This is a genomic window from Lysinibacillus mangiferihumi (genome assembly GCF_003049665.1).
Taxonomy (GTDB): domain Bacteria; phylum Bacillota; class Bacilli; order Bacillales_A; family Planococcaceae; genus Lysinibacillus; species Lysinibacillus mangiferihumi.
On sequence record NZ_PYWM01000006.1, the window covers coordinates 91,053 to 110,692 of the forward strand.

Sequence of the window (19,640 nt, forward strand, 5' to 3'; positions counted from 1 at the left end):
TATCGGTTTTTATTTTTAGATAATTGATCGTATCGAAAAAATATCTCAAACCTTGAAAAACATTCTTTGTTGATAGACATAGAAATGTTCTATTTGATGTATACTATTGCTCAGAAGAGGAGGGGATTTGTAATGATTCAACAAATTGGACAAGTAATGTTATATGTAAATGATCAAGATGCAGCTGTCGCGTTTTGGACTGAAAAAATAGGATTTGTAGTAGTAGCTGATAATAAGGAAGCAGGGATGCGTTGGATTGAAATTGCTCCTACAAAGAATGCCCAAACGTCATTCGTACTGCACAATAAAGAAGTAATTGCGAAAATGCAACCTGAATTAAATTTAGGGACACCTTCTATTATGTTTTACGCCGATAACATAACTGACATGTATCAAGATTTCCAAACGAAAGGAATTAAAGTAGGGGACTTAGTCATGATGCCAATCGGTAGAGTTTTTAACTTTGCAGATCCTGAAAACAATTACTTCGCTTTAGTGGAAAAATAAAAAGGGCTTCAAACCCCTCATTACAAAAAATCCGTAGGGCTGTCTACGGATTTTTTTAATCTAATTAGCATAGTAGTTTTATCTTTAGAGGGCTACCTGTCTTAATGAGCGTTACGATGTTAAATCCTCACCATAAATGGCTACAGATTGTCGATCAATGACAAACTCCCGACCATTCCATTTTAAAATGTTTTCAACATATCCTAACCCATCCGCATGATATCTGCCCGCAATTTCTTGATAAGCTAATATTTCATATGTGCCATCACGATCAAAATCAACAGGGTATAATCCACTGATAGGGTCAACCCAACCTTCAATCGGTTGCTTTAATGTGCCATCTTGATTATAAATTTCCGCTAAGTACTCTGGTCCTTTATATTGTAAATCAAGAATATATTGCTTTTTAGGATTAGAACTCCGCACGGATGCTTTATAGTTATTTAAGTAATTGACTGAGTAAGTTAGTTTATTATTAAATGACTCGGTATCAAATATTGAACGTACTTTGCCGTTTATAGATGAAAAAATTTCACCGTTAATAATTCCTCCACTACCACCAGTATCAGAAATCACCATAATATCTTCTATATGATCTCCAGTAAAATCTCCGAGAAAAATGGTAGGACTATAGCCAACGTTTTCTTTCAGCCCGATTTGTTCGAATTGCCGTGTCTGCCCGTAAAAGATGACAAGTGTAATGTTTTTCCAGAGCGGGCTATCGGGTGTTTTAGTACCCATTAATATTACGGTTTCAAAAAAACCATCACCGTTAATATCCCCAAATTTTGTTTGAATAATTTGAGGAGCCATTTGTGTCATGTTTATTGTACTTGGAGATGGATTTAAATTATTGTTCATCTATACACCTCTTTCTTAGTGTTAGCATATGTTTTGAATACAGCTTGGTGCATAAAATAAGTTGTGAAAAAAAAGAGGGGAATAAATCCTATAATACTTACTAAAAAACTTATGATTAGCCCATTGACAATTAACCATGTTGAAAGTATCATAATGTCAATGAATCAGAAAATTCAGTACCACAAGTTATCTCACTACTTAATGTAGGTAGAGATTTTTTTTAAACCGTTAATTCTTAGTAAATATATATGTTTTATATAATTTGGGAAGAAGGAGATTTTTGTGAAAGAGTTATTTATTAAAACGGAGCGTCAGCGTTACTGGCTAGAGCAGTTGGCTTCAATTGCAGAGCCAATCAAATCGGAGGCTGTAGAAGTCGACGAACAGTCGTGGTTTCCATTTGAGGCATATAAGCTACTATTACAAATCGGCTATCCAAAACTAACTTTACCGAAACAATATGGAGGAGAAGGATTATCTGTTTACGATATGATTCTCGTTCAAGAAACATTAGCTAGTTACGATGAAAACGCCTCTCTTTCACTCGGATGGACATTAGGTGTTGTTGGCGAAATATATGACAAAAAGCTATGGGCTGAGGATTTACTCCAAAAATTCGCACAGAAAGTACAACAAGGTGCCATTATCAATCGAGCTGTCAGTGAATTAGCAACTGGTAGTCCAACGCGAGGTGGCCGTCCAGGGACAAATGCCGTATCGACAGCGAATGGCTGGTTATTAAATGGTCGTAAAATATTTACGACTGCATCACCCGTACTCGATTATTTCTTAACGTCTGCTTGGATTGAAGAAAAAGGGCAAATTGGCTTTTTCCTCATTCATAAAGATGTAGCAGGGCTAACAATTGAAGAAAACTGGCAAATGACAGCGATGCGTGGCACAAGCAGTCATGATTTAGTATTACAGGACGTAGTGGTTCCTACTAATCATTTAGTAGAATTGCCGAGTCAGCCAAGTGGTGGCAAGATTAATGGCTGGATTTTGCACATCCCTGCAACTTACTTAGGGATTGCACAGGCAGCGAGAGACTATGCGTTACATTTCGCTAATCATCATCAACCAAACAGTTTAAATGCCCCGATTAGCACATTACCAAATGTACAGCAGTTATTAGGCGATATTGAATTAAAGCTACATCAGGCGCGTTTTGTCCTTTATGGCGTGGCAGAGGCTTATGATGATCCAACTAGACGCCATACTTTAACGAATGAAATGGCAGTTGCCAAGCATACGGTGACGAATATTGCGATTGATGTTGTGGATAAGGCGATGCGCGTCGTTGGAGCAAAAAGTTTACAGCTTACGAACCCGTTACAACGCTATTATCGTAATGTTCGTGCAGGATTACATAATCCGCCAATGGATGATATGACGATACTAAAATTAGCGACAGCTGCCATTGAGCAACAAAAATTATCTGAACAGTAATCATATAATCACTTGAGATGAAGGAGAAATGACATATGTTTAAACAAAAGAAAAAATTATTTCAAATTGCAGCAGTCGGGTTGGCCTCTCTTGCTATTTTAGCAGGATGCAGTTCGGGCGAAGCTTCTAAAAATGAAACAGAAGATGGGGTTAAAGTACGTACTGTGAAGGTAGCATACGATCAAGCTTCTAAGCCGATTAGCTATATTGATGATAAAGGTAATCCAACAGGCTACGACGTGGAAGTAATGAAGCTAGTAGATGAACTATTACCTGAATATAAGTTCGAATATGTTGGAACTACAAGTGATGATTTATTAATCGGTGTAGAGCAAGGAAAGTACCAAGTCGGGGTGAAAAATGCATTCTTCACGCAGGAACGTACAGAGAAATTCATTTTCCCTAAAGAATTTTTAGGATTAAGTAGTGCAGGTTTAGTGCTACGCAAAGAAGATGAAGGGATTAAAACATTAGCGGATTTTGCGTCAAAAGGATATTCATTAGCGCCGATTGCTGCTAACAATGCCCAGTATACAATTATTGACGAGTACAACAAAGCAAATCCTAACAACCAAGTAAAATTACAAGCAGGGGATGCCTTTACTGTCGATGTTGTGCAATGGGTAAATGAAGGGCGCGTTGATGGTGGTGTCATGATTGAAGGTCCATTTAAGCAGCAAGTATTAGCGGACGATGGCGCTTATCATAATTTGAAGGAAGAGGTTGTTTATAACGAATTTGCAGTGATTAAAACATGGCCACTGTTCAATAAAAAAGAACAAGAATTTGCGGATGCTTATGATAAAGCAATTGCCCAAATTAAAGAGCAAAAGAAAACAAGTGAATTAAGTAAAGAGTTTTATGGCCGTGATTTATTTGAAGTGTTAGAAAACGTAAATCGATAATTTTTAAAAGGCTGCCTGAGTCAAGTTACTCAGCAGTCTTTCTTAATAAACGGAGAGCGAAGGCGTTGTAATATAGCTGCCTTTAGTGAAGACATTGATAAAGTTGGTGAGGAAATGGAGAAGTATTTTGATGCATCGTATATTTGGAACGCTATTCCCTTATTATTGCCGTTTTTAAAAGTAACCTTTTTAGTTGCAGGGTCTTCCATAGTACTAGGTATATTCTTCGGCTTATTATTAGCCGCTGCAAAGTTGAGTTCAATGAAGGTATTACAAAAAATGGCGAATTTATATACAACTATTATGCGTTGTACGCCATCAATTGTTCTATTATTCCTTGTTTATTATGGGGTACCTGCATTAGCAGAAAACATCGGTATAAATCTTCATGCGATAGAGACAGCCTTCTTCGTCGTCGTGACATTTACATTGCAGTTTGCTGCAATTATGTCTGAGGTGATTAGGTCTTCCTATTTGGCTATTAATAAGGGACAGTTTGAAGCTGCTGTTAGTGTAGGGTTAACACGGTTCCAAGCTTATCGCCGCATTATTTTCCCTCAAGCGCTCGTTATTGCATTACCGAACTTCGGAAATGCAATGATTGCGCTATTACAAGAAGGAGCATTGGCATACACAATTGGGCTAATTGATATTGTTGGTAAGGCTAATTTAATTATTGCAAGTAATATTAATGCCCATGCATTAGAAATCTATATCGCACTTGCGATTGTTTATTGGGTACTATCGATTGTGATTGAAAAATTCTTTGCTATGTTAGAAAAGTTTTTTGGCAAGGGAAAAATAACGTTAGAAACAACGTAAGGAGGCGTAATGATGAACTATCAATTTTTAGTTGAAACCTTTTTTGTAGCATTATCGGGTGTACCGATCGCACTCCTTGTAACTGTTGTTGCATTACTCGTTGCCCTTCCACTTGGCTTTTTATTAGCACTAACACGTATTAATAAAATTCCGGTCATCCATCATCTAGCAAAGATTTATGTATCCTTTGTTCGAGGTACGCCCATTATTATTCAAATTTTTATTATTTATAGTAGTATTCCACTCATATTAAAAATGGTTTTTGAAAAATATCATATTACCTATGACATTTATAAAATCAATCCAATTTGGTATGCATTTATCGTGTTTGCTTTTAGTACAACAGCTATTTTAATCGAGGTATTCCGTTCGGCACTCGGTACCATTGAAAAGGGTCAGCTAGAGGCGGCACATGCAGTGGGTTTAACGACATTTCAAGCTTATCGCCGAATTATTATTCCACAAGCATTAGTAGTGGCGATGCCGAATATTTGTACAGCAACAGTAAACCTAATAAAAGCGACGTCATTGGGATATGCGATGTCCTTACCAGAAATTACATTGAAGGCAAAAGTTGCTGCAAATGTGGGCTACAATTATGTGGAAGCATATCTTGATATATTCATCGTGTATTTAATTTTATGCAGTACGGTTGAATACTTGTTTAAGCGATACGAGCAACATTTGAGCAAATACAAAGTGGCAAATGCCTAAGGGGTGAATCTTTATGTTAACAATCAAAAATATTCATAAATCATTTGGCGATAATGAAATTTTAAAAGGTGTAGATTTATCGATTGATAAAGGTGATGTAGTTGTTATTTTAGGCCCGAGTGGCTCAGGTAAAACGACTTTATTGCGTTGCATTAACTTTTTAGAAAAGGCCGACCAAGGGCATGCGACATTCGGTACGATCGATGTTGATTTTCAAAATGTCAAAAAGAAGGATGTCCATGCTATTCGTCAACGTGTAGCGTTTGTATTCCAAAATTATAATCTTTTTACGAATAAAACAGCTTTAGAAAATGTGACAGAAGGACTTGTTATTGGCCGAAAAATAGCAAAGGCTGAAGCGATTGAAATCGGTAAAAAAGCGCTTGATAAAGTAGGGCTGTCAGAAAAATATGATGCTTATCCAAGTCAGTTATCTGGCGGCCAACAGCAGCGTGTTGGTATTGCCCGTGCAGTTGCCTTGAATCCAGATATTATTTTATTCGATGAGCCGACCTCTGCCCTTGACCCAGAACTAGTGGGAGAAGTATTGACGGTTATGAAGAACATTGCGAAAGAGGGCACGACAATGCTTGTTGTAACGCATGAGATGGGCTTTGCAAAGGATGTGGCAAACCGCGTTATTTTTATGGATGGTGGGGTTGTTGTCGAAGAAGGAAGCCCACATGATATATTCGTTAGCCCGAAAGAAGAGCGGACGAAAAAGTTTTTAAAGCGCGTGATACCAGAGGATTATACATTTTATATTTAAGGTTTTATTGGAACTAGTGAAACGTTTTTAGTGGCAGGGATGGGGCTCTAGTTGTTGTACTATCTTTCTTCTGACTTATGATTTACGTTTTTATTTGTCATTGCGCCCTATAGAATTTATACTTTTACTTGAAAAAAGATGTTCAATTCTTGTAGCCATAACTGGAGTTGAGCTTAACAGTTTAATTGGAAAGATTTTGAGAACTTACAGCAAAAGCTAAATTTTCAAAAAGGGGTTTACATCAATGCCACTCACTTTTGCACATCCCGCTGCCGTACTACTGTTCTCAAGAAAAAGTAAGTATATTAATTTTTCTGCAATGGTTATTGGTAGTATGGCTCCAGACTTTGAGTATTTTCTAAGAGGTCAACCTAAGGGTGAAATAGGTCATACTTTTATGGGGTTTATTACGTTAAATCTACCGTTAGTAGCTTTCATCTACTTTATCTATCATTTCTTTATACACCAAACTTTTGTTAATTATTTGCCTAATATACTACAAGATACTTATACAAATAGAGTAGATTCCAATAAATTATTGAAATTAGTCGTGTTTATTTATTCTGCCCTGTTTGGCATGCTAACTCATGTCGTATGGGATTCCTTTACGCATATAAATGGTTATATGGTGCTTACATTCCCTACAGTATTTACTAAAATCTATCGTATTTATGGTTTTGACCTACCTTTGTATAAGTTTTTGCAGCATGGTAGTACATTACTGGGATTCATTTTGATATTTGGTTATATGTATTTCAGAGCATTATCTCAGAGACATAGAAATCCTACCGTTGGTGTTACACATAAAATTATTTATTGGTCATCTTTATTAATAATGGCATCTTCAGTGGTAATTATTTGGTATGCCATAGACTATGTGCCATTTTTAAATTATGGCATTCTTGTTGTAAGAATAATCGATTCTTTTTTTATTAGTTTATTTGTCATATCAATCTACTTAAAATATTGGCTAAAAAGGTAAAGTATTGAGATTTATCTTTATAGAGACTGTTCTGTTAAATGGGACAGTCTTTTTTGTTACTGATTTTTGAGCGCTGTTTGTTGAAAAGAGGAGGAACTAGTAGATTTTTGCTATATGATGTAGGAAATTTCAATTATTTATTAAACAGAATTATCAAAAAATATTGACATTTAGGTTTTCTTTTTTTATATTTTTACTAATATATTTCCGTTTATCGGAATTAATTTCCGTATAGTGGAAAAATATTAAGTGGATTTTTTGTTTTATGTAGCAAGTTGCTACTTTAAGGTTTTGTACTACGAATGCAAAGGGGAGAGAGGATGGCAAATCTACAAGAGAATCATAATGTTGAAGAGCCGAAAATCAAGGGGATTAATGCGTTTGTTTTAATGTTTATTATTATTTTAGTTATGAGTGTCCTTACGTATATTATTCCAGCTGGTCAGTATGATCGAGTTGAGATAAACGGGCGTATGGTTGTAGACCCTGAATCATTTCACTATATAGATTCGAGTCCAGTCGGTTTCCTTGAAATATTCAATAGTGTCCATTTAGGGATGCTAGAAGGTGCTTCCATTATTTTATTTGTTTTCTTATTTGGGGGAGCGCTTGGTATTATGCAAAAAACGGGAGCGATCGATTCATTTATTAAAGTAATGGCTTCTAAATTTGGTCAGAAGGAGTACGTGTTAATTCCGATTCTGATATTAATCTTTGGTAGTTTAGGAACATTAATCGGTTCAGCAGAGGATACACTTGTATATATTGCCATCATTATTCCATTAACGATGGCTCTAGGAATGGATGCCATTACAGGGTTTGCAATTGTCATGCTAGGGACATTAGCAACTGGTTTTACATCTGGCATGACCAATCCATTTAACATCGGCGTTGCTCAAACGATAGCTGAATTGCCAATGTATTCAGGTATGTCTTATCGCATTATTGTATTTGTTGTTTTCTATCTTTTAACAGTAATTTATATTATTCGGCATGCAAAAAAAGTGAAAGAAGACCCATCGAAAGGAATCTACGGAAAGTTTAAGAGAGAAGAAACGGTGGAACTATCTTTAGACTTTAAAATGAGCGGTCGTCATTTATTGGCTTTGCTGGTGTTGTTAGCGAATTTTGTTGCATTAATTGTCGGGGTTATTAAGTTTCAATGGTATATCAGTGAAATTGGTGGCGTATTCTTATTAAGCAGTATTATTATGTCGGTAATTTGTAAAATGAGTCCAAATCAAATGGCTGAAGGCTTTATTTCAGGAGCGCGAGATATGGTGGAGGGCGCTTTAATTATTGGCTTTGCTCAAACAATCCTCGTTATTACGACATCGGGTGGCTTAATTGATACTATTTTACATTTTGTAGCGAACGCAGTCAGTGTACTACCTGCTTCTATTAATGCAGTAGGCATGTTCTTGCTACAACTGTGTTTAAATTTCTTAGTGCCATCAGGTAGTGGACAAGCTGCTTTAACAATGCCCATTATGACACCATTAGCTGATTTAATTGGTGTAACAAGACAGACAGCCGTATTGGCTTTCCAATTTGGAGACGGTATATCGAATATGGTCATTCCTACAAGTGGTGTTTTGTTAGCAGGTTTAGCAATCGCAGGTATTCCATTTTCCAAATGGTTTAAATGGGTTTTCCCATACTTCGTTATTCAAACGACGTTAGCCATTATTTTATTAGTTATTGCGCACGTTATGAATTACGGCCCGTTTTAATTTAGAGAATGATAGGAGGATTTACAAATGATAAAAACAAAAGATTTACATCAACAGGTCATTGCTTGGAGACAGCATTTACATATGTATCCTGAATTATCACATCAAGAGCATCAAACAGCACAGTTTATCTATGAGCAATTAATAACATTCCCACATTTAGAAGTAAAACGGTTAACAGAAACGAGTGTTTATGCATGTTTAAAAGGGATGAAGACGGAGGGGCAGGGTCATACGATTTTATTGCGTGCAGATATTGATGCATTGCCAATTGAAGAAGAGACTGATTTGCCATTTAAATCAAAAAATCCAGGTGTGATGCATGCTTGTGGACATGATGCACATCCAGCGATGTTATTAGGTGCTGCGAAAGTATTAGCAGAGCGGGGAACAGATTTCAATGGTGAAATTCGTTTTATTTTCCAGCATGCTGAGGAGGTAACGCCAGGGGGAGCTGCTCAACTTGTGTCATTAGGTGTTGCGGATAATGTAGATTATGCATTTGCATTACATGTAAGCCCCGATTATCAAGTCGGTCAATTTGCCATGAAGGATGGAAAGTTTACGGCAGCTGCAGATGATTTTGAGATAAAGATTTACGGTCGAGGTGGACATGCTTCGACGCCAGAAGTTGCAATTGATCCGTTATTGATTGGGTCAGAAATGGTTGTGGCATTGCAAACTATTGTGTCGCGTAAAGTACCAAGCATTCATGCTCCGGTTTTAACGGTAGCAAAATTTCATTGTGGTACAGCTTTAAATATTATTGCGGATACGGCTGAGCTTGGTGGTACAATTCGTTCGCTTGATGCGACAGTACGTGTGGAGGCTCGTCACCATTTAGAGAAGATTGTCAATGGTATAGCGTCCATGCATGGGGCTAGAGTAGATATTAAATGGGAACTTGGTTGTCCTTCTGTAACCAATGACAAGGAGCTTACAGCTTTATCGCGTCAAATAGCGGGGGATATTGTAGGGGCAGAAGGTGTACAGGAATTACCTGCACCAATGTTTGGAACAGAAGATTTTGCCGATTTTTCAGAGATTGTTCCTTCTTCAATGCAGTATATAGGGGTGCATAATGAGGATTTTGGTGAAGCCTATCCTTTGCATCACCCTCGCTTTAAAATTGATGAGGATGCCTTGATTTATGGTGTTCGCTATTTTGAAAAAATCGCACGGACATTATGCCCTTAAAACCATCACCAGTGTGGGTGGGTGTTTGAGTGTATTGGTGTAAAGTATCTAGTAGTTAATGGGAGTGATGTATGGAAACACCCGCGGAAAGCGCCCGCAGCGGAAATCAACGGCAGTAACTATCTACAACAATAAACACCCACCTTATGCAGGCGGGTGTTTATCGTTGTTATCGCGTATTATTTTGTATAGTTATCAAAATAACCTTGAATATAAATCATTGGTGTTCCTTTATCGCCTGAGCCTGAAGTTAGGTCAGAAAGAGAACCGATTAAGTCTGTTAATTTACGAGGTGTTGTACCTTGAGCGGCCATTTGACCAGTTAAATCTTCGTCTTTATTTTGAATATATTCAGAGATAGCTGTTTTTAATTCTTCTCCGCGAAGATCAGCAAAATCATTATCTGCTAAGTATTTTAATTTTACTTCATTCGGTGTACCGTCTAAGCCTGCAGTGTAGGCAGGTGAAACAACAGGGTCAGCAAGCTCCCAAATTTTACCTACTGGATCTTTGAATGCACCATCTCCATAAACCATTACCTCTACTGTTTTACCAGTAGCTTCTTTGATTTTTGCTTGGATGCCATCAACGATTGGTTGGCAAGTATGTGGGAATAGTTTTACACTTTCCTCAGTTGCTTTGTTTGAGCCAAGTAGACCGTATTCTGCATTAAAGCCAGAACCATTAATAGATTCAGCTAAAATATTATCTAACGAAAATACCTTTTCAGCACCATTCGTTGTTAAAATACGTTTTGTACGGAAGCGAGTGTGAATATCGCAAGTTAGTACACTTTTTGTATAGGCTAAAATTGTTTTTGGATTGTTTGAGAAGATGACTTCACAAGCTGCACCTTCAGCTTCGATTAATTCTTTGTAGTATTCAATATAATCTACACCTGTAAATGTGTGTTTTTTATAGCCGAAATGCTCGCGGAACTCAGCTTCTGTTAAGGTATCAGTCCAAGGATTAATACCTTTAACATCTAGTTCGTCGATATCAACTAAGTGGTTGCCAACTTCATCCGATGGGTAGCTTAGCATTAAAACGACTTTTTTTACCCCTTTCGCAATACCACGTAAGCAGTTTGCAAAGCGATTACGGCTTAAAATTGGGAAGATCACACCAACTGTATCATCACCAAACTTAGCAGCTACATCCGTTGCAATGTCATCGATTGATGCATAGTTACCTTGTGCACGGGCTACAACAGATTCTGTTACTGTCACAATATCTCGATCCTCAATTGAATAGCCTTCCACTTTAGCAGCGTTTAGCACTGTATCGACAACGATTTGTTCGATGTTATCGCCTTCGTTAATAATCGGACCACGAAGACCTCTTACCACTGTTCCAACTACACGTTCCAAAATAATCTCTCCTTATTAAATAGCTATATGTTAATTTTTAATGAGATGAATAAAACCAATATGATTTTACTATACGCTCAGTTAATGATATAAGTAAAATTAATAGTTTAAATAATAGCTATAAGGAGAGCTTATATGATAGGGAAATTAGATTTATATCGTGTTTTTAGTGTCGTTGCAAAAAATAGTAGCTTTTCTAGGGCGGCTAAAGATTTATTTATGACACAACCCGCCGTTAGCCAAGCCATGATGCAACTCGAAAGGGAGCTAGGCACTAGACTCTTCAACCGAACACCAAAGGGCGTCACATTAACGACAGAAGGAAAGTTGCTATTTGAATATACTAACTCGGCATTAGGTCTTTTAGATGCAGGGGAAGAAAAGCTGCTAGAATTTAAAAATTTAACGACAGGCCAATTGAAAATAGGGGTAGGAGATACAATTTCACGCTTCTTTTTAATGCCATATCTTGAGTCTTTTCATACGATGTATCCAAATATAAAATTGCAAATGTTAAATGGCACTACTTCGGAAATATGTAACTTTATAAAATCGGGTGAGGCTGATGTCGGGCTTTGCAATTTCCCGATAGAAGATGTCAGTTTACAATTAACCGCGTGCACGGAAGTTCAAGATATTTTCGTCTGTGGAGAGAAATATAAAACGCTCAAGTCAAAGAGCTTAAGTTTTGCGGATTTATTAAAGTTCCCCCTTATTTTTCTTGAGAAGAAATCGAACTCGAGAAACTATGTTGAAACTTATTTAATGTCAAAAGGTATTCAAATTGCACCGGAGTTTGAGCTCGGTTCACATGATTTAGTGCTTGAATTTGCACGTAGTAATTTAGGAATTGCGTGTGTAACAAAGGAATTTTCAATGGATTATTTACAACGAGGGCTACTTTATGAATTGCCACTTGTAGAAAGCATTCCAAATCGTAGTATTGGGATGTGTTATTTAAAAAGTGTTCCATTGTCCCGTGCTGCTACAAAATTTATCGAGATTATTGAACGTAAACAAGCTCGGAAGCAGATAAACCCCCGAACTTTAAAATAAGCTTAGCGACTAGATGATAGCCTGCTAAGCCTTTTTTTATGCTTCGCTTTTCTTTGTAATCAATTCAATCAGTGCATCAACATTTCGTTTGTTTTTCATTGTAGGAGAGTGTAGATAGGAAAATGTCCGGATAAATCGTTGTTCAGCAAGTGGCAAAATAGCAAGATCACCATTTCGAAGGTCGCGCTCAATTACACTGCCAGATAGTAAAGATAGGCCTAGTCCTTCAATCACACTTTCTTTCACACCTTGGTTGCTACTAATGGTTAAGAGTGATTGCACTTGAAGACCGTTTGTTCTAAATAGATGATCTAAATAATTACGTGTACCTGAACCAACTTCACGTGCAACCCAATTTTGCCGTTGTAATTGTGGGATCGTGATAGCAGATTGTTGAACAAGGGGGTGGTCGTTTGCGCTAACTATAAATAACTCATCTTCCATAAAAGGATGAATAATAAGCTCGTTGTCATGTGCCTGACCTTCAATAAGCCCTATATCTACTTGCAATAGTTTAGTAAATCGAATAATTTCATCGGTATTGCCAATAATAACTTGCAGCTCTAATTGAGGGAATTTGTGCTGAAGTTTCGACAACATGGCAGGCAATATATTTTCTCCAATTGTAAAGCTAGCCCCTATTACGAGCGTGCCTTGAATCGAATGATGATAAGCTAATATATCTTCCTTCGCTGCCTCAGCAATAGCCATAATTTGTTTGGCACGCTTATATAAAATCTCACCAGTTGGTGTAATTTGCACAGACTTTGGCGAGCGGATAAATAAAGTAGTTTGCAACGCTTGTTCAAGGTTTTTAATATGCAGACTGACACTAGGTTGCGAAATATGGAGCATTTCTGAGGCCTTCGTAAAGTTATTGACTTCAACTAATGTAACGAACGTTTTTAACGCATCGTATTGCATCGTCTCACCCCTTATTATTAGAAAAATTAATAATTGTAATTATATATATGTATTTTACTGATGATTAACTTTTTTATAAAGTATAATCATCAAGAATGAAAGAAGTGGACAGCATGAATCAACAACAGGGGATAAAGAATTTACTAGCGCCACCATTTATGAAGGGGATTATCTTGACATTAGGTCTTGCCTTAGTGGCTAAGTATATTTCGACATTTCCTTTTTTCTCAATATTAGGCCAGCTTGTAATAGCAATCATACTTGGGATGGTATGGCGAGCAACATTTACTGTACCTGATGTCTGGCAAACGGGTATATCTTTTTCGAGTAAAAAACTATTGCGATTAGGTATTATTTTGCTGGGGATGCGTTTGAATTTAGCTGATATTTATCATGCAGGAGCGAGCGTCTTTTTGATTGCCTTTCTCAATTTAGTATTTGCTCTCTTTGTTGTTTACTGGTTAACGAAGGTATTTCATGTCGATAAAAAGCTCGGCATTTTAACGGCTTGTGGAACAGCTATTTGTGGAGCTGCGGCTGTTGTGGCGATTGCCCCTCAAATTAAGGCGAATGAAAAGGAAACTGCTGTAGGTGCAGCGATTGTCGCCTTGCTTGGCACAGTATTTACACTTATTTATACAGTGGTGTATTCACTTATTGGCTTAACACCGACACAATATGGCGTTTTTGCAGGAGGTACATTGCATGAAATAGCTCACGTTATTGCAGCAGCGGCCGCGGGTGGCGATGAGGCTGTAAATATGGCGGTCATTGTAAAATTAACGCGTGTCGCCTTGCTCGTACCAGTAGCGATTGTAATTGGAATTATGTATCAAAGAAGAAACAAAGAACAAGGAAACAAAGCATTTTCGTTATCTATAATTCCTTGGTTTATTCTAGGTTTTTTAGTTATGAGCACTATTAATTCGTTAGGAATAATACCACCAGCATTTGCACAAACAGTCGTAAATTGCGCATATATTTTAATTGCTATGGCGATGGCAGGCTTAGGATTGAATGTAGAAATGAAAACATTTAAGCAATTAGGCATTAAAGCCTTTATCGCAGGACTGATTGGTTCGGTATGTTTATCAATAGTCGGTTATTTCTTAGTAGTAGTGTTGTAATGACTAAGAATTGTTTGAGAATTGTTTGAGTGCCTGACACCAAGAAAAAACCATGCATATTTTCTAGAAATATGCATGGTTTTTTAGATAGAATCAGAAGATAATTTAAATAGGTTTACAATTCGTTATTAACGTTGTGCTTCGATAGAAGAAGCTAGCTCAGCAACGACAATTTTACTGCCGATAATTGGGCTGTTCTCAGGTTTTGCGCCTTCAGAGCCAGGCTCAGGACGGTGATGCGCCGCCGCAAAAGCATCGCTATTACGCCACGCTTGGAAATGCTCTTTCGATTCCCAGTACATATTAACGCTCATTTCGTCATATGTAGGATCGTCTGTAGAAATTAATACTTCTACTTTGTGAAAGCCCTCAAACTGTTGCAGCGGACCTGGCTTCGTAAAGTTTGGAGCCATTTTCGCAGCAAAGCCAGGCTTTACTTGAATACGATTGGTAACAATAATCATACTAATACCCCCTAATCATTTTATTGAAGATAAATTAAAGCAAAATCGAATGAATTATCAATGATTATCATTCGCAATCAATGATAAGTGTCCTAGGAAGTCATTGTCAACAAAATTGCAAAGGAAAACGATATTTCCAATGACGATATTGACTTCTATTCTTTATTATATCTCAACCAGTAGTTGTAGGCATTCTATAACTATCGTTACCATCTTGTTTTCAAATATACCTACATAGGGTTCTTTTGTAGCGTGTGCTGACATAAATAGATGCTATTATAAAAAATCAACAAGCAAGTGGCGAGGTGAGAAAGTGATGATAAAAATATTAGTGGTAGAAGATGAAGCGATAAAAAACACGATATCCAAATTTTTTGGATATCGTGTTTGCTTTTTTACATGCTAAAATAAAGCATTCTTTTTTTTCGAGGAGTATCTAAATGATGAATGAACAACAATTTGATAAATTTTTGCACATTAATACGGTCGGTGAACAATATGGATTTCCTAAACTGGCTCACTACCATCGCTACGAGCCAACTCCCTATACAGGCTTAGAACAATTATTTTCCCAATATGATCTGCCGAAAAATCCAGTTTTTATTGATATGGGCTGTGGCAAAGGCAGGGTTCCTATTTATATTCATCATAAATTTCACATACCGACAATTGGAGTAGAAATGGACGCAGGTTTTTATAAAGAGGCGGAGCATAACAAGGAAAGTTATTGCCGAAAAAAGGGCTCACAAGCGAACATTTCTTTTGTTCATACAATTGCGGAAAACTATAAGATACAGCCACGTGATAATGTTTTTTTCTTTTTTAATCCATTTTCCATTAATATATTTCGTACGGTTATTCATAATATATGGAAGTCTTATGAGCAAAATATGCGCGAAATCCATATTATTTTATACTATCCACCGTACGATTATTTGCAGTTTTTACATCATGGTACACCTTTTGAATTGATACATGAGGTGCATCTAGAACATGAAACAAATATAAATGAACGTCTTTGCGTGTTTGCAATAAAATAATTTCCGTGCAAGAAGCTCCCTTTCCACAGGCACGGCTCCAACTAATTTTTGTGGCGGACGCTTTTTCCGCTCGTGTTATTCCTACAGGAGTGTCGCGTTTTCCACTCCAATCAACTGGAACAGCCCACTGGCAGCAAAGTTTGCTCCTAGTATAGTGAAAATATGTTTATTGTTTATTTTTATTCAATCTAATTCGACGCTTAGAGCACGAGTAGCTCTAAGCTTTTTTTATAGCGTTGTATCGTTCTAATGCACGGGCTCGTGCTGTTTTATGATCCACGATGGGCAATGGATAGGTATCACCTAATGTGATTCTGGCTTGTTCCAAGATGGCCGTTGGTGCTGTTTGTGGTGCGTGTATATACTTTGCAGGGAGAAGTGCTAATTCAGGCACCCATTTTTTTATATAAGCACCATCTGCATCAAATTTCTCTCCTTGTAACGAGGGGTTGAAGATACGAAAGTAAGGAGCAGAGTCGATACCCGTACCGCTTACCCATTGCCAACCCATAGCATTATTTGCTGCATTAAAGTCGACAAGCGTATGCCCAAACCATGCATAACCATCTTGCCAAGGTTGTAATAAGTGTTTCACTAGAAAAGATGCAACAACCATTCTTACACGGTTATGCATATAGCCGGTTTCCCAAAGCTCACGCATCCCTGCATCAACAAGAGGATACCCAGTTTGTCCTGTTTTCCATGCTTCAAGACGAGTCGAATGAGGCTCCCACTCAAAATGTTGAAAATTACTGCGTAATGAATCGGTAGAAAATGTAGGATAGTTTAACAGTTGATAAATTGAAAATTCTCGCCATATAAGTTGTCTTAAAAAGCTTTCTATCTGCTGACTAAATATTGTGTTGTCCTTATCTTCTATTAGCTCTTGGCATGTTGCCCAAAGAAAACGAATGCTAATGTTCCCCACTGCAAGAAATGGAGACATTTTAGAAATGGTTTCCTTGGCAGGGTAATCTCGCTTATCTTGGTAGTCAAATAAACCTTGTTCTACGAAAAGTTCCCACTGCTCCATTGCCCCATCTATCCCAGGGTTCCAATAATGGTGAAACTTGTCATACCAATTACCATGCAGTAATTGCAATTGCTCTAAGGCTAGAGATGATACCTTCGTTGGAAAAGCTCTAATATTAGTAGGTTGACCAAGCGGTTTACGCACGGGCTCCTGCAAACAACGCTTATAAAATGATGTAAAAATGGCATAAGGCTTGTTTTGTTGATTTTGAATGTTCGCTAAGTTGAATAATGCATCACCATAGAATGCTTTTACTTCAATATTATTAGCCTGTAATATATTGGTTAGCTGCTCATCTTCATTTCGTTCAGTTGGAAGAAAACGCTCATTAAAATACACAGCGTCCGCTTCAGTATCTAAAGCTAACTGTAGTACTTCTGAAATGACTTCACCCTTTCGTAAAATCAGTTGCATGTCATAGTCATCAAGTGTCGTTTGTAGATTCTGAAGTGAATAGTACGTCCAATAACTTTGAGCGGTATTGCACATTGAAAATTGCTCATTATGAATATAAACCGGTAAAATGACCCCTGATTTAGCTGCATGCCAGAGCGCGGGGTGATCATCTAGTCGTAAATCATTACGAAATAGTACAATTATTTTTTTATTCATTTTGAATCATCCTTTTATAGTTTAAAAATATACGTTAGCACAGGTAAGTAGTAGTTAGATTAAAGCAAGGAGGACATTATGAAAACACTATTCAATCGTCAAGTAATGATAGCATCCTTAGTTGCGGGTTGCTTATTTGGGATTTTCTTTAAAGTTGTTGAAAATCTAACAGGAAGCCGCGTTTATACATTACTATTAAATGTCGATTATATACCGATTTTAAAAAATTATCGATTTCCAGAAGTGATTGAATTTTCCTTTCATCTCGTGATTTCGTGGTTCATAACAGCCATATTATATACCATTCGTTATAAATATAAGTGGAATAATGGTACGTTAATCAGAAATAGTATCGTACTTCAAATGATTATAGGATGTATGTTGTTTCCTACAACAACCTTCTCAACACGAACACCTAACTTTACAGATTTCTACGCATTTAGTTGGTGGCTTGCCGGTCATATTTTGTATGGCGTATTGGTAGGGGTTCTTTTGAAAAAAAGATAAGCAGTTAAACTATAAAAGGAAAGCAATTTTTGCAAAATGGACATTATTTTTCTAACTTCGAAAAAAATAGGATAATAGGTTTCTACTAATTTATACCAACAATTGATAGATAATTCACAAATAACTAATTATACTGAAAAATCACTCTAGACTAAATATAAAGAATGTTTTACAATGTAAAAAGCTTAATTGAATATTATCTAGCTTCAAAATTAGATAGTTATAAATAATTATTTTTGCTATTGAGGATTAGCCGTAGATTGTTTATAATTATCAGAAATATCTAATATTTGAGAATTTTCAGGGGGAATTAAATTATGAAAGAGAACAACAAGCTTAAAAAGTTCGGTTCACTTCTAGTCGCTTCTTCACTTCTTGCAGGTGTACTTGCAGGTTGCGGTGCTGGAGATAGTGATACAAGTTCGGGTGGTGGCTCATCATCAGGCGGCTCAAAAGATGGCGATACAATTAAAATCGGTGCAAACTTGGAGCTTTCAGGTAACGTAGCTTCTTACGGTTCTTCAATCGGATTAGGTGCAGAGTTAGCTGTTAAAGAAATTAACGATGCAGGCGGTATTGATGGCAAGAAGATTGAGCTTATTAAAGTAGATAACAAATCAGAAAACTCAGAGGCAACAGCAGCGGCTATTAAACTAGCGACGCAAGATAAAGTAGTAGCGATGATGTCTCCAGCAACTTCTGGTAACACCATTGCAACTGTTCAAATTGCGAACGATAACAAAATTCCTTTAGTTGGTGCAGCTGCTACAGCACCAAATGTAACAGTAAATGATGACGGCAGCGTTAATGAATATGCGTTCCGTACATGCTTTATTGACCCATTCCAAGGGATTGTTGCAGCAAACTTTGCAACAGGTGAGCTGAAAGCGAAAAACGTAGCCATTTTTGCTGATAACGCTTCTGACTATGCAAAAGGATTAGCAAAGTCATTTAAAGATACGATTGCTGAAAATGGCGGAAAAGTTGTGAAAGAAGAAGCTTATGTTGCAAAAGATACAGATTTCCGTACGCAATTAACAAACATCAAATCATCAAATCCTGACTTCATCTTTATCCCTGGATATTATGAAGAAGTGGGTCTAATTGTTAAACAAGCGCGTGAAATGGGCATTACGGTGCCACTTATGGGAGCAGATGGTTGGGATTCTCCAACTTTAGTTGAGTTAGCGGGCGCAGATGCACTGAATAATACGTACATCACAAACCACTATTCTGCAGAAGACCCAGATCAAAAAATTCAAGACTTTGTAAAAGCATTTAAAGCTGCCAATGGCGATAAAGCACCGGATGCATTTAACGCACTTGGCTATGATACGGTTTACTACATTGCAGATGCAATTAAACGTGCAGGCTCTACTGACGGTGAAGCAATTAAAAAGGCATTAGCTGAAACAAAGGATCTTTCTTTAGTAACAGGTACTTTCTCAGTTGACGAAAACCATAACCCAATTAAAACAGCAACAGTTCTTGAATTTAAAGACGGTAAACAAGTGTTCAACTCTAAAGTAAATCCTTAATTTTTAAGCAAGGGGGAGGCGGGCAACCTG

The 19,640-nt window shown here is 37.2% G+C and carries 19 protein-coding genes; 14 read left to right on the forward strand and 5 right to left on the reverse strand.

All coding sequences use genetic code 11. The annotated features are described in order from the left end of the window. The first annotated feature begins 132 nt into the window (after nt 1–132). Complete coding sequence (locus C9J37_RS07980) at nt 133–507, forward strand: VOC family protein (protein ID WP_107894954.1); 375 nt, start codon at nt 133–135, stop codon at nt 505–507. Between the two features lie 111 nt (nt 508–618). On the opposite strand, the gene C9J37_RS07985 is transcribed toward C9J37_RS07980, so the two are convergent. Further along, the gene (locus C9J37_RS07985; protein WP_107894955.1) at nt 619–1,368 is read right to left on the reverse strand and encodes a YybI family spore inner coat protein; all 750 of its coding nucleotides are present in this window, start codon (nt 1,366–1,368) and stop codon (nt 619–621) included. Between the two features lie 282 nt (nt 1,369–1,650). Here C9J37_RS07985 and C9J37_RS07990 point away from each other — a divergent pair, with 282 nt between their 5' ends. The 8 genes from C9J37_RS07990 to C9J37_RS08025 all read left to right on the forward strand — a co-directional run bounded on the left by C9J37_RS07990 (nt 1,651) and on the right by C9J37_RS08025 (nt 9,939). Further along, nucleotides 1,651–2,817: an acyl-CoA dehydrogenase family protein gene (locus tag C9J37_RS07990; RefSeq protein ID WP_107894956.1), complete on the forward strand. Its 1,167-nt coding sequence runs from the start codon at nt 1,651–1,653 to the stop codon at nt 2,815–2,817. Between the two features lie 35 nt (nt 2,818–2,852). Then, a complete protein-coding gene (locus tag C9J37_RS07995) occupies nt 2,853–3,722 on the forward strand; it encodes a transporter substrate-binding domain-containing protein (protein WP_107894957.1) in 870 nt (289 codons plus the stop codon). A 114-nt stretch (nt 3,723–3,836) separates the two neighbouring features. Then, nucleotides 3,837–4,544, forward strand: a complete 708-nt coding sequence (locus tag C9J37_RS08000) for an amino acid ABC transporter permease (protein ID WP_107894958.1) — start codon at nt 3,837–3,839, stop codon at nt 4,542–4,544. Nucleotides 4,545–4,556: 12 nt separating this feature from the next. Beyond that, the gene (locus C9J37_RS08005; protein ID WP_024364437.1) at nt 4,557–5,258 is read left to right on the forward strand and encodes an amino acid ABC transporter permease; all 702 of its coding nucleotides are present in this window, start codon (nt 4,557–4,559) and stop codon (nt 5,256–5,258) included. Between the two features lie 13 nt (nt 5,259–5,271). Beyond that, nucleotides 5,272–6,027 (forward strand): amino acid ABC transporter ATP-binding protein, encoded by a 756-nt coding sequence (locus C9J37_RS08010; protein WP_024364436.1) that lies wholly within the window; start codon nt 5,272–5,274, stop codon nt 6,025–6,027. Between the two features lie 244 nt (nt 6,028–6,271). Continuing rightward, entirely contained in the window at nt 6,272–7,009 is a 738-nt protein-coding gene (locus C9J37_RS08015) for a DUF4184 family protein (protein WP_107894959.1), read from the forward strand. Nucleotides 7,010–7,329: 320 nt separating this feature from the next. Then, on the forward strand, nt 7,330–8,742 hold the full coding sequence (locus C9J37_RS08020) for a YfcC family protein (RefSeq protein ID WP_107894960.1): 1,413 nt from the start codon (nt 7,330–7,332) through the stop codon (nt 8,740–8,742). Nucleotides 8,743–8,769: 27 nt separating this feature from the next. Continuing rightward, nucleotides 8,770–9,939 carry a M20 metallopeptidase family protein gene (locus tag C9J37_RS08025; RefSeq protein ID WP_107894961.1) on the forward strand — a complete coding sequence of 390 codons (1,170 nt, stop codon included), beginning with the start codon at nt 8,770–8,772 and terminating at the stop codon, nt 9,937–9,939. A gap of 179 nt (nt 9,940–10,118) precedes the next feature. On the opposite strand, the gene C9J37_RS08030 is transcribed toward C9J37_RS08025, so the two are convergent. Then, nucleotides 10,119–11,309, reverse strand: coding sequence for a coenzyme F420-0:L-glutamate ligase (locus C9J37_RS08030; protein ID WP_025220869.1), 1,191 nt, complete (start codon nt 11,307–11,309; stop codon nt 10,119–10,121). Nucleotides 11,310–11,444: 135 nt separating this feature from the next. Here C9J37_RS08030 and C9J37_RS08035 point away from each other — a divergent pair, with 135 nt between their 5' ends. After that, nucleotides 11,445–12,365: a LysR family transcriptional regulator gene (locus C9J37_RS08035; protein ID WP_107894962.1), complete on the forward strand. Its 921-nt coding sequence runs from the start codon at nt 11,445–11,447 to the stop codon at nt 12,363–12,365. A gap of 36 nt (nt 12,366–12,401) precedes the next feature. Here C9J37_RS08035 and C9J37_RS08040 read toward each other — a convergent pair whose 3' ends face one another. Then, a complete protein-coding gene (locus tag C9J37_RS08040) occupies nt 12,402–13,289 on the reverse strand; it encodes a LysR family transcriptional regulator (RefSeq protein WP_107894963.1) in 888 nt (295 codons plus the stop codon). A gap of 113 nt (nt 13,290–13,402) precedes the next feature. Here C9J37_RS08040 and C9J37_RS08045 point away from each other — a divergent pair, with 113 nt between their 5' ends. Next, nucleotides 13,403–14,416 carry a YeiH family protein gene (locus tag C9J37_RS08045; protein WP_107894964.1) on the forward strand — a complete coding sequence of 338 codons (1,014 nt, stop codon included), beginning with the start codon at nt 13,403–13,405 and terminating at the stop codon, nt 14,414–14,416. A gap of 128 nt (nt 14,417–14,544) precedes the next feature. Here C9J37_RS08045 and C9J37_RS08050 read toward each other — a convergent pair whose 3' ends face one another. Next, entirely contained in the window at nt 14,545–14,880 is a 336-nt protein-coding gene (locus C9J37_RS08050) for a heme oxygenase (RefSeq protein ID WP_024364429.1), read from the reverse strand. A 443-nt stretch (nt 14,881–15,323) separates the two neighbouring features. Here C9J37_RS08050 and C9J37_RS08055 point away from each other — a divergent pair, with 443 nt between their 5' ends. Continuing rightward, nucleotides 15,324–15,920: a class I SAM-dependent methyltransferase gene (locus C9J37_RS08055; protein WP_107895018.1), complete on the forward strand. Its 597-nt coding sequence runs from the start codon at nt 15,324–15,326 to the stop codon at nt 15,918–15,920. A gap of 217 nt (nt 15,921–16,137) precedes the next feature. Here C9J37_RS08055 and C9J37_RS08060 read toward each other — a convergent pair whose 3' ends face one another. After that, entirely contained in the window at nt 16,138–17,565 is a 1,428-nt protein-coding gene (locus tag C9J37_RS08060; RefSeq protein ID WP_107894965.1) for a cryptochrome/photolyase family protein, read from the reverse strand. A 78-nt stretch (nt 17,566–17,643) separates the two neighbouring features. Between C9J37_RS08060 and C9J37_RS08065 the strand changes: the two genes are divergently transcribed. Further along, complete coding sequence (locus C9J37_RS08065; protein WP_107894966.1) at nt 17,644–18,072, forward strand: hypothetical protein; 429 nt, start codon at nt 17,644–17,646, stop codon at nt 18,070–18,072. Nucleotides 18,073–18,389: 317 nt separating this feature from the next. After that, nucleotides 18,390–19,610 carry an ABC transporter substrate-binding protein gene (locus tag C9J37_RS08070; protein WP_024364420.1) on the forward strand — a complete coding sequence of 407 codons (1,221 nt, stop codon included), beginning with the start codon at nt 18,390–18,392 and terminating at the stop codon, nt 19,608–19,610. Nucleotides 19,611–19,640: the final 30 nt, after the last annotated feature.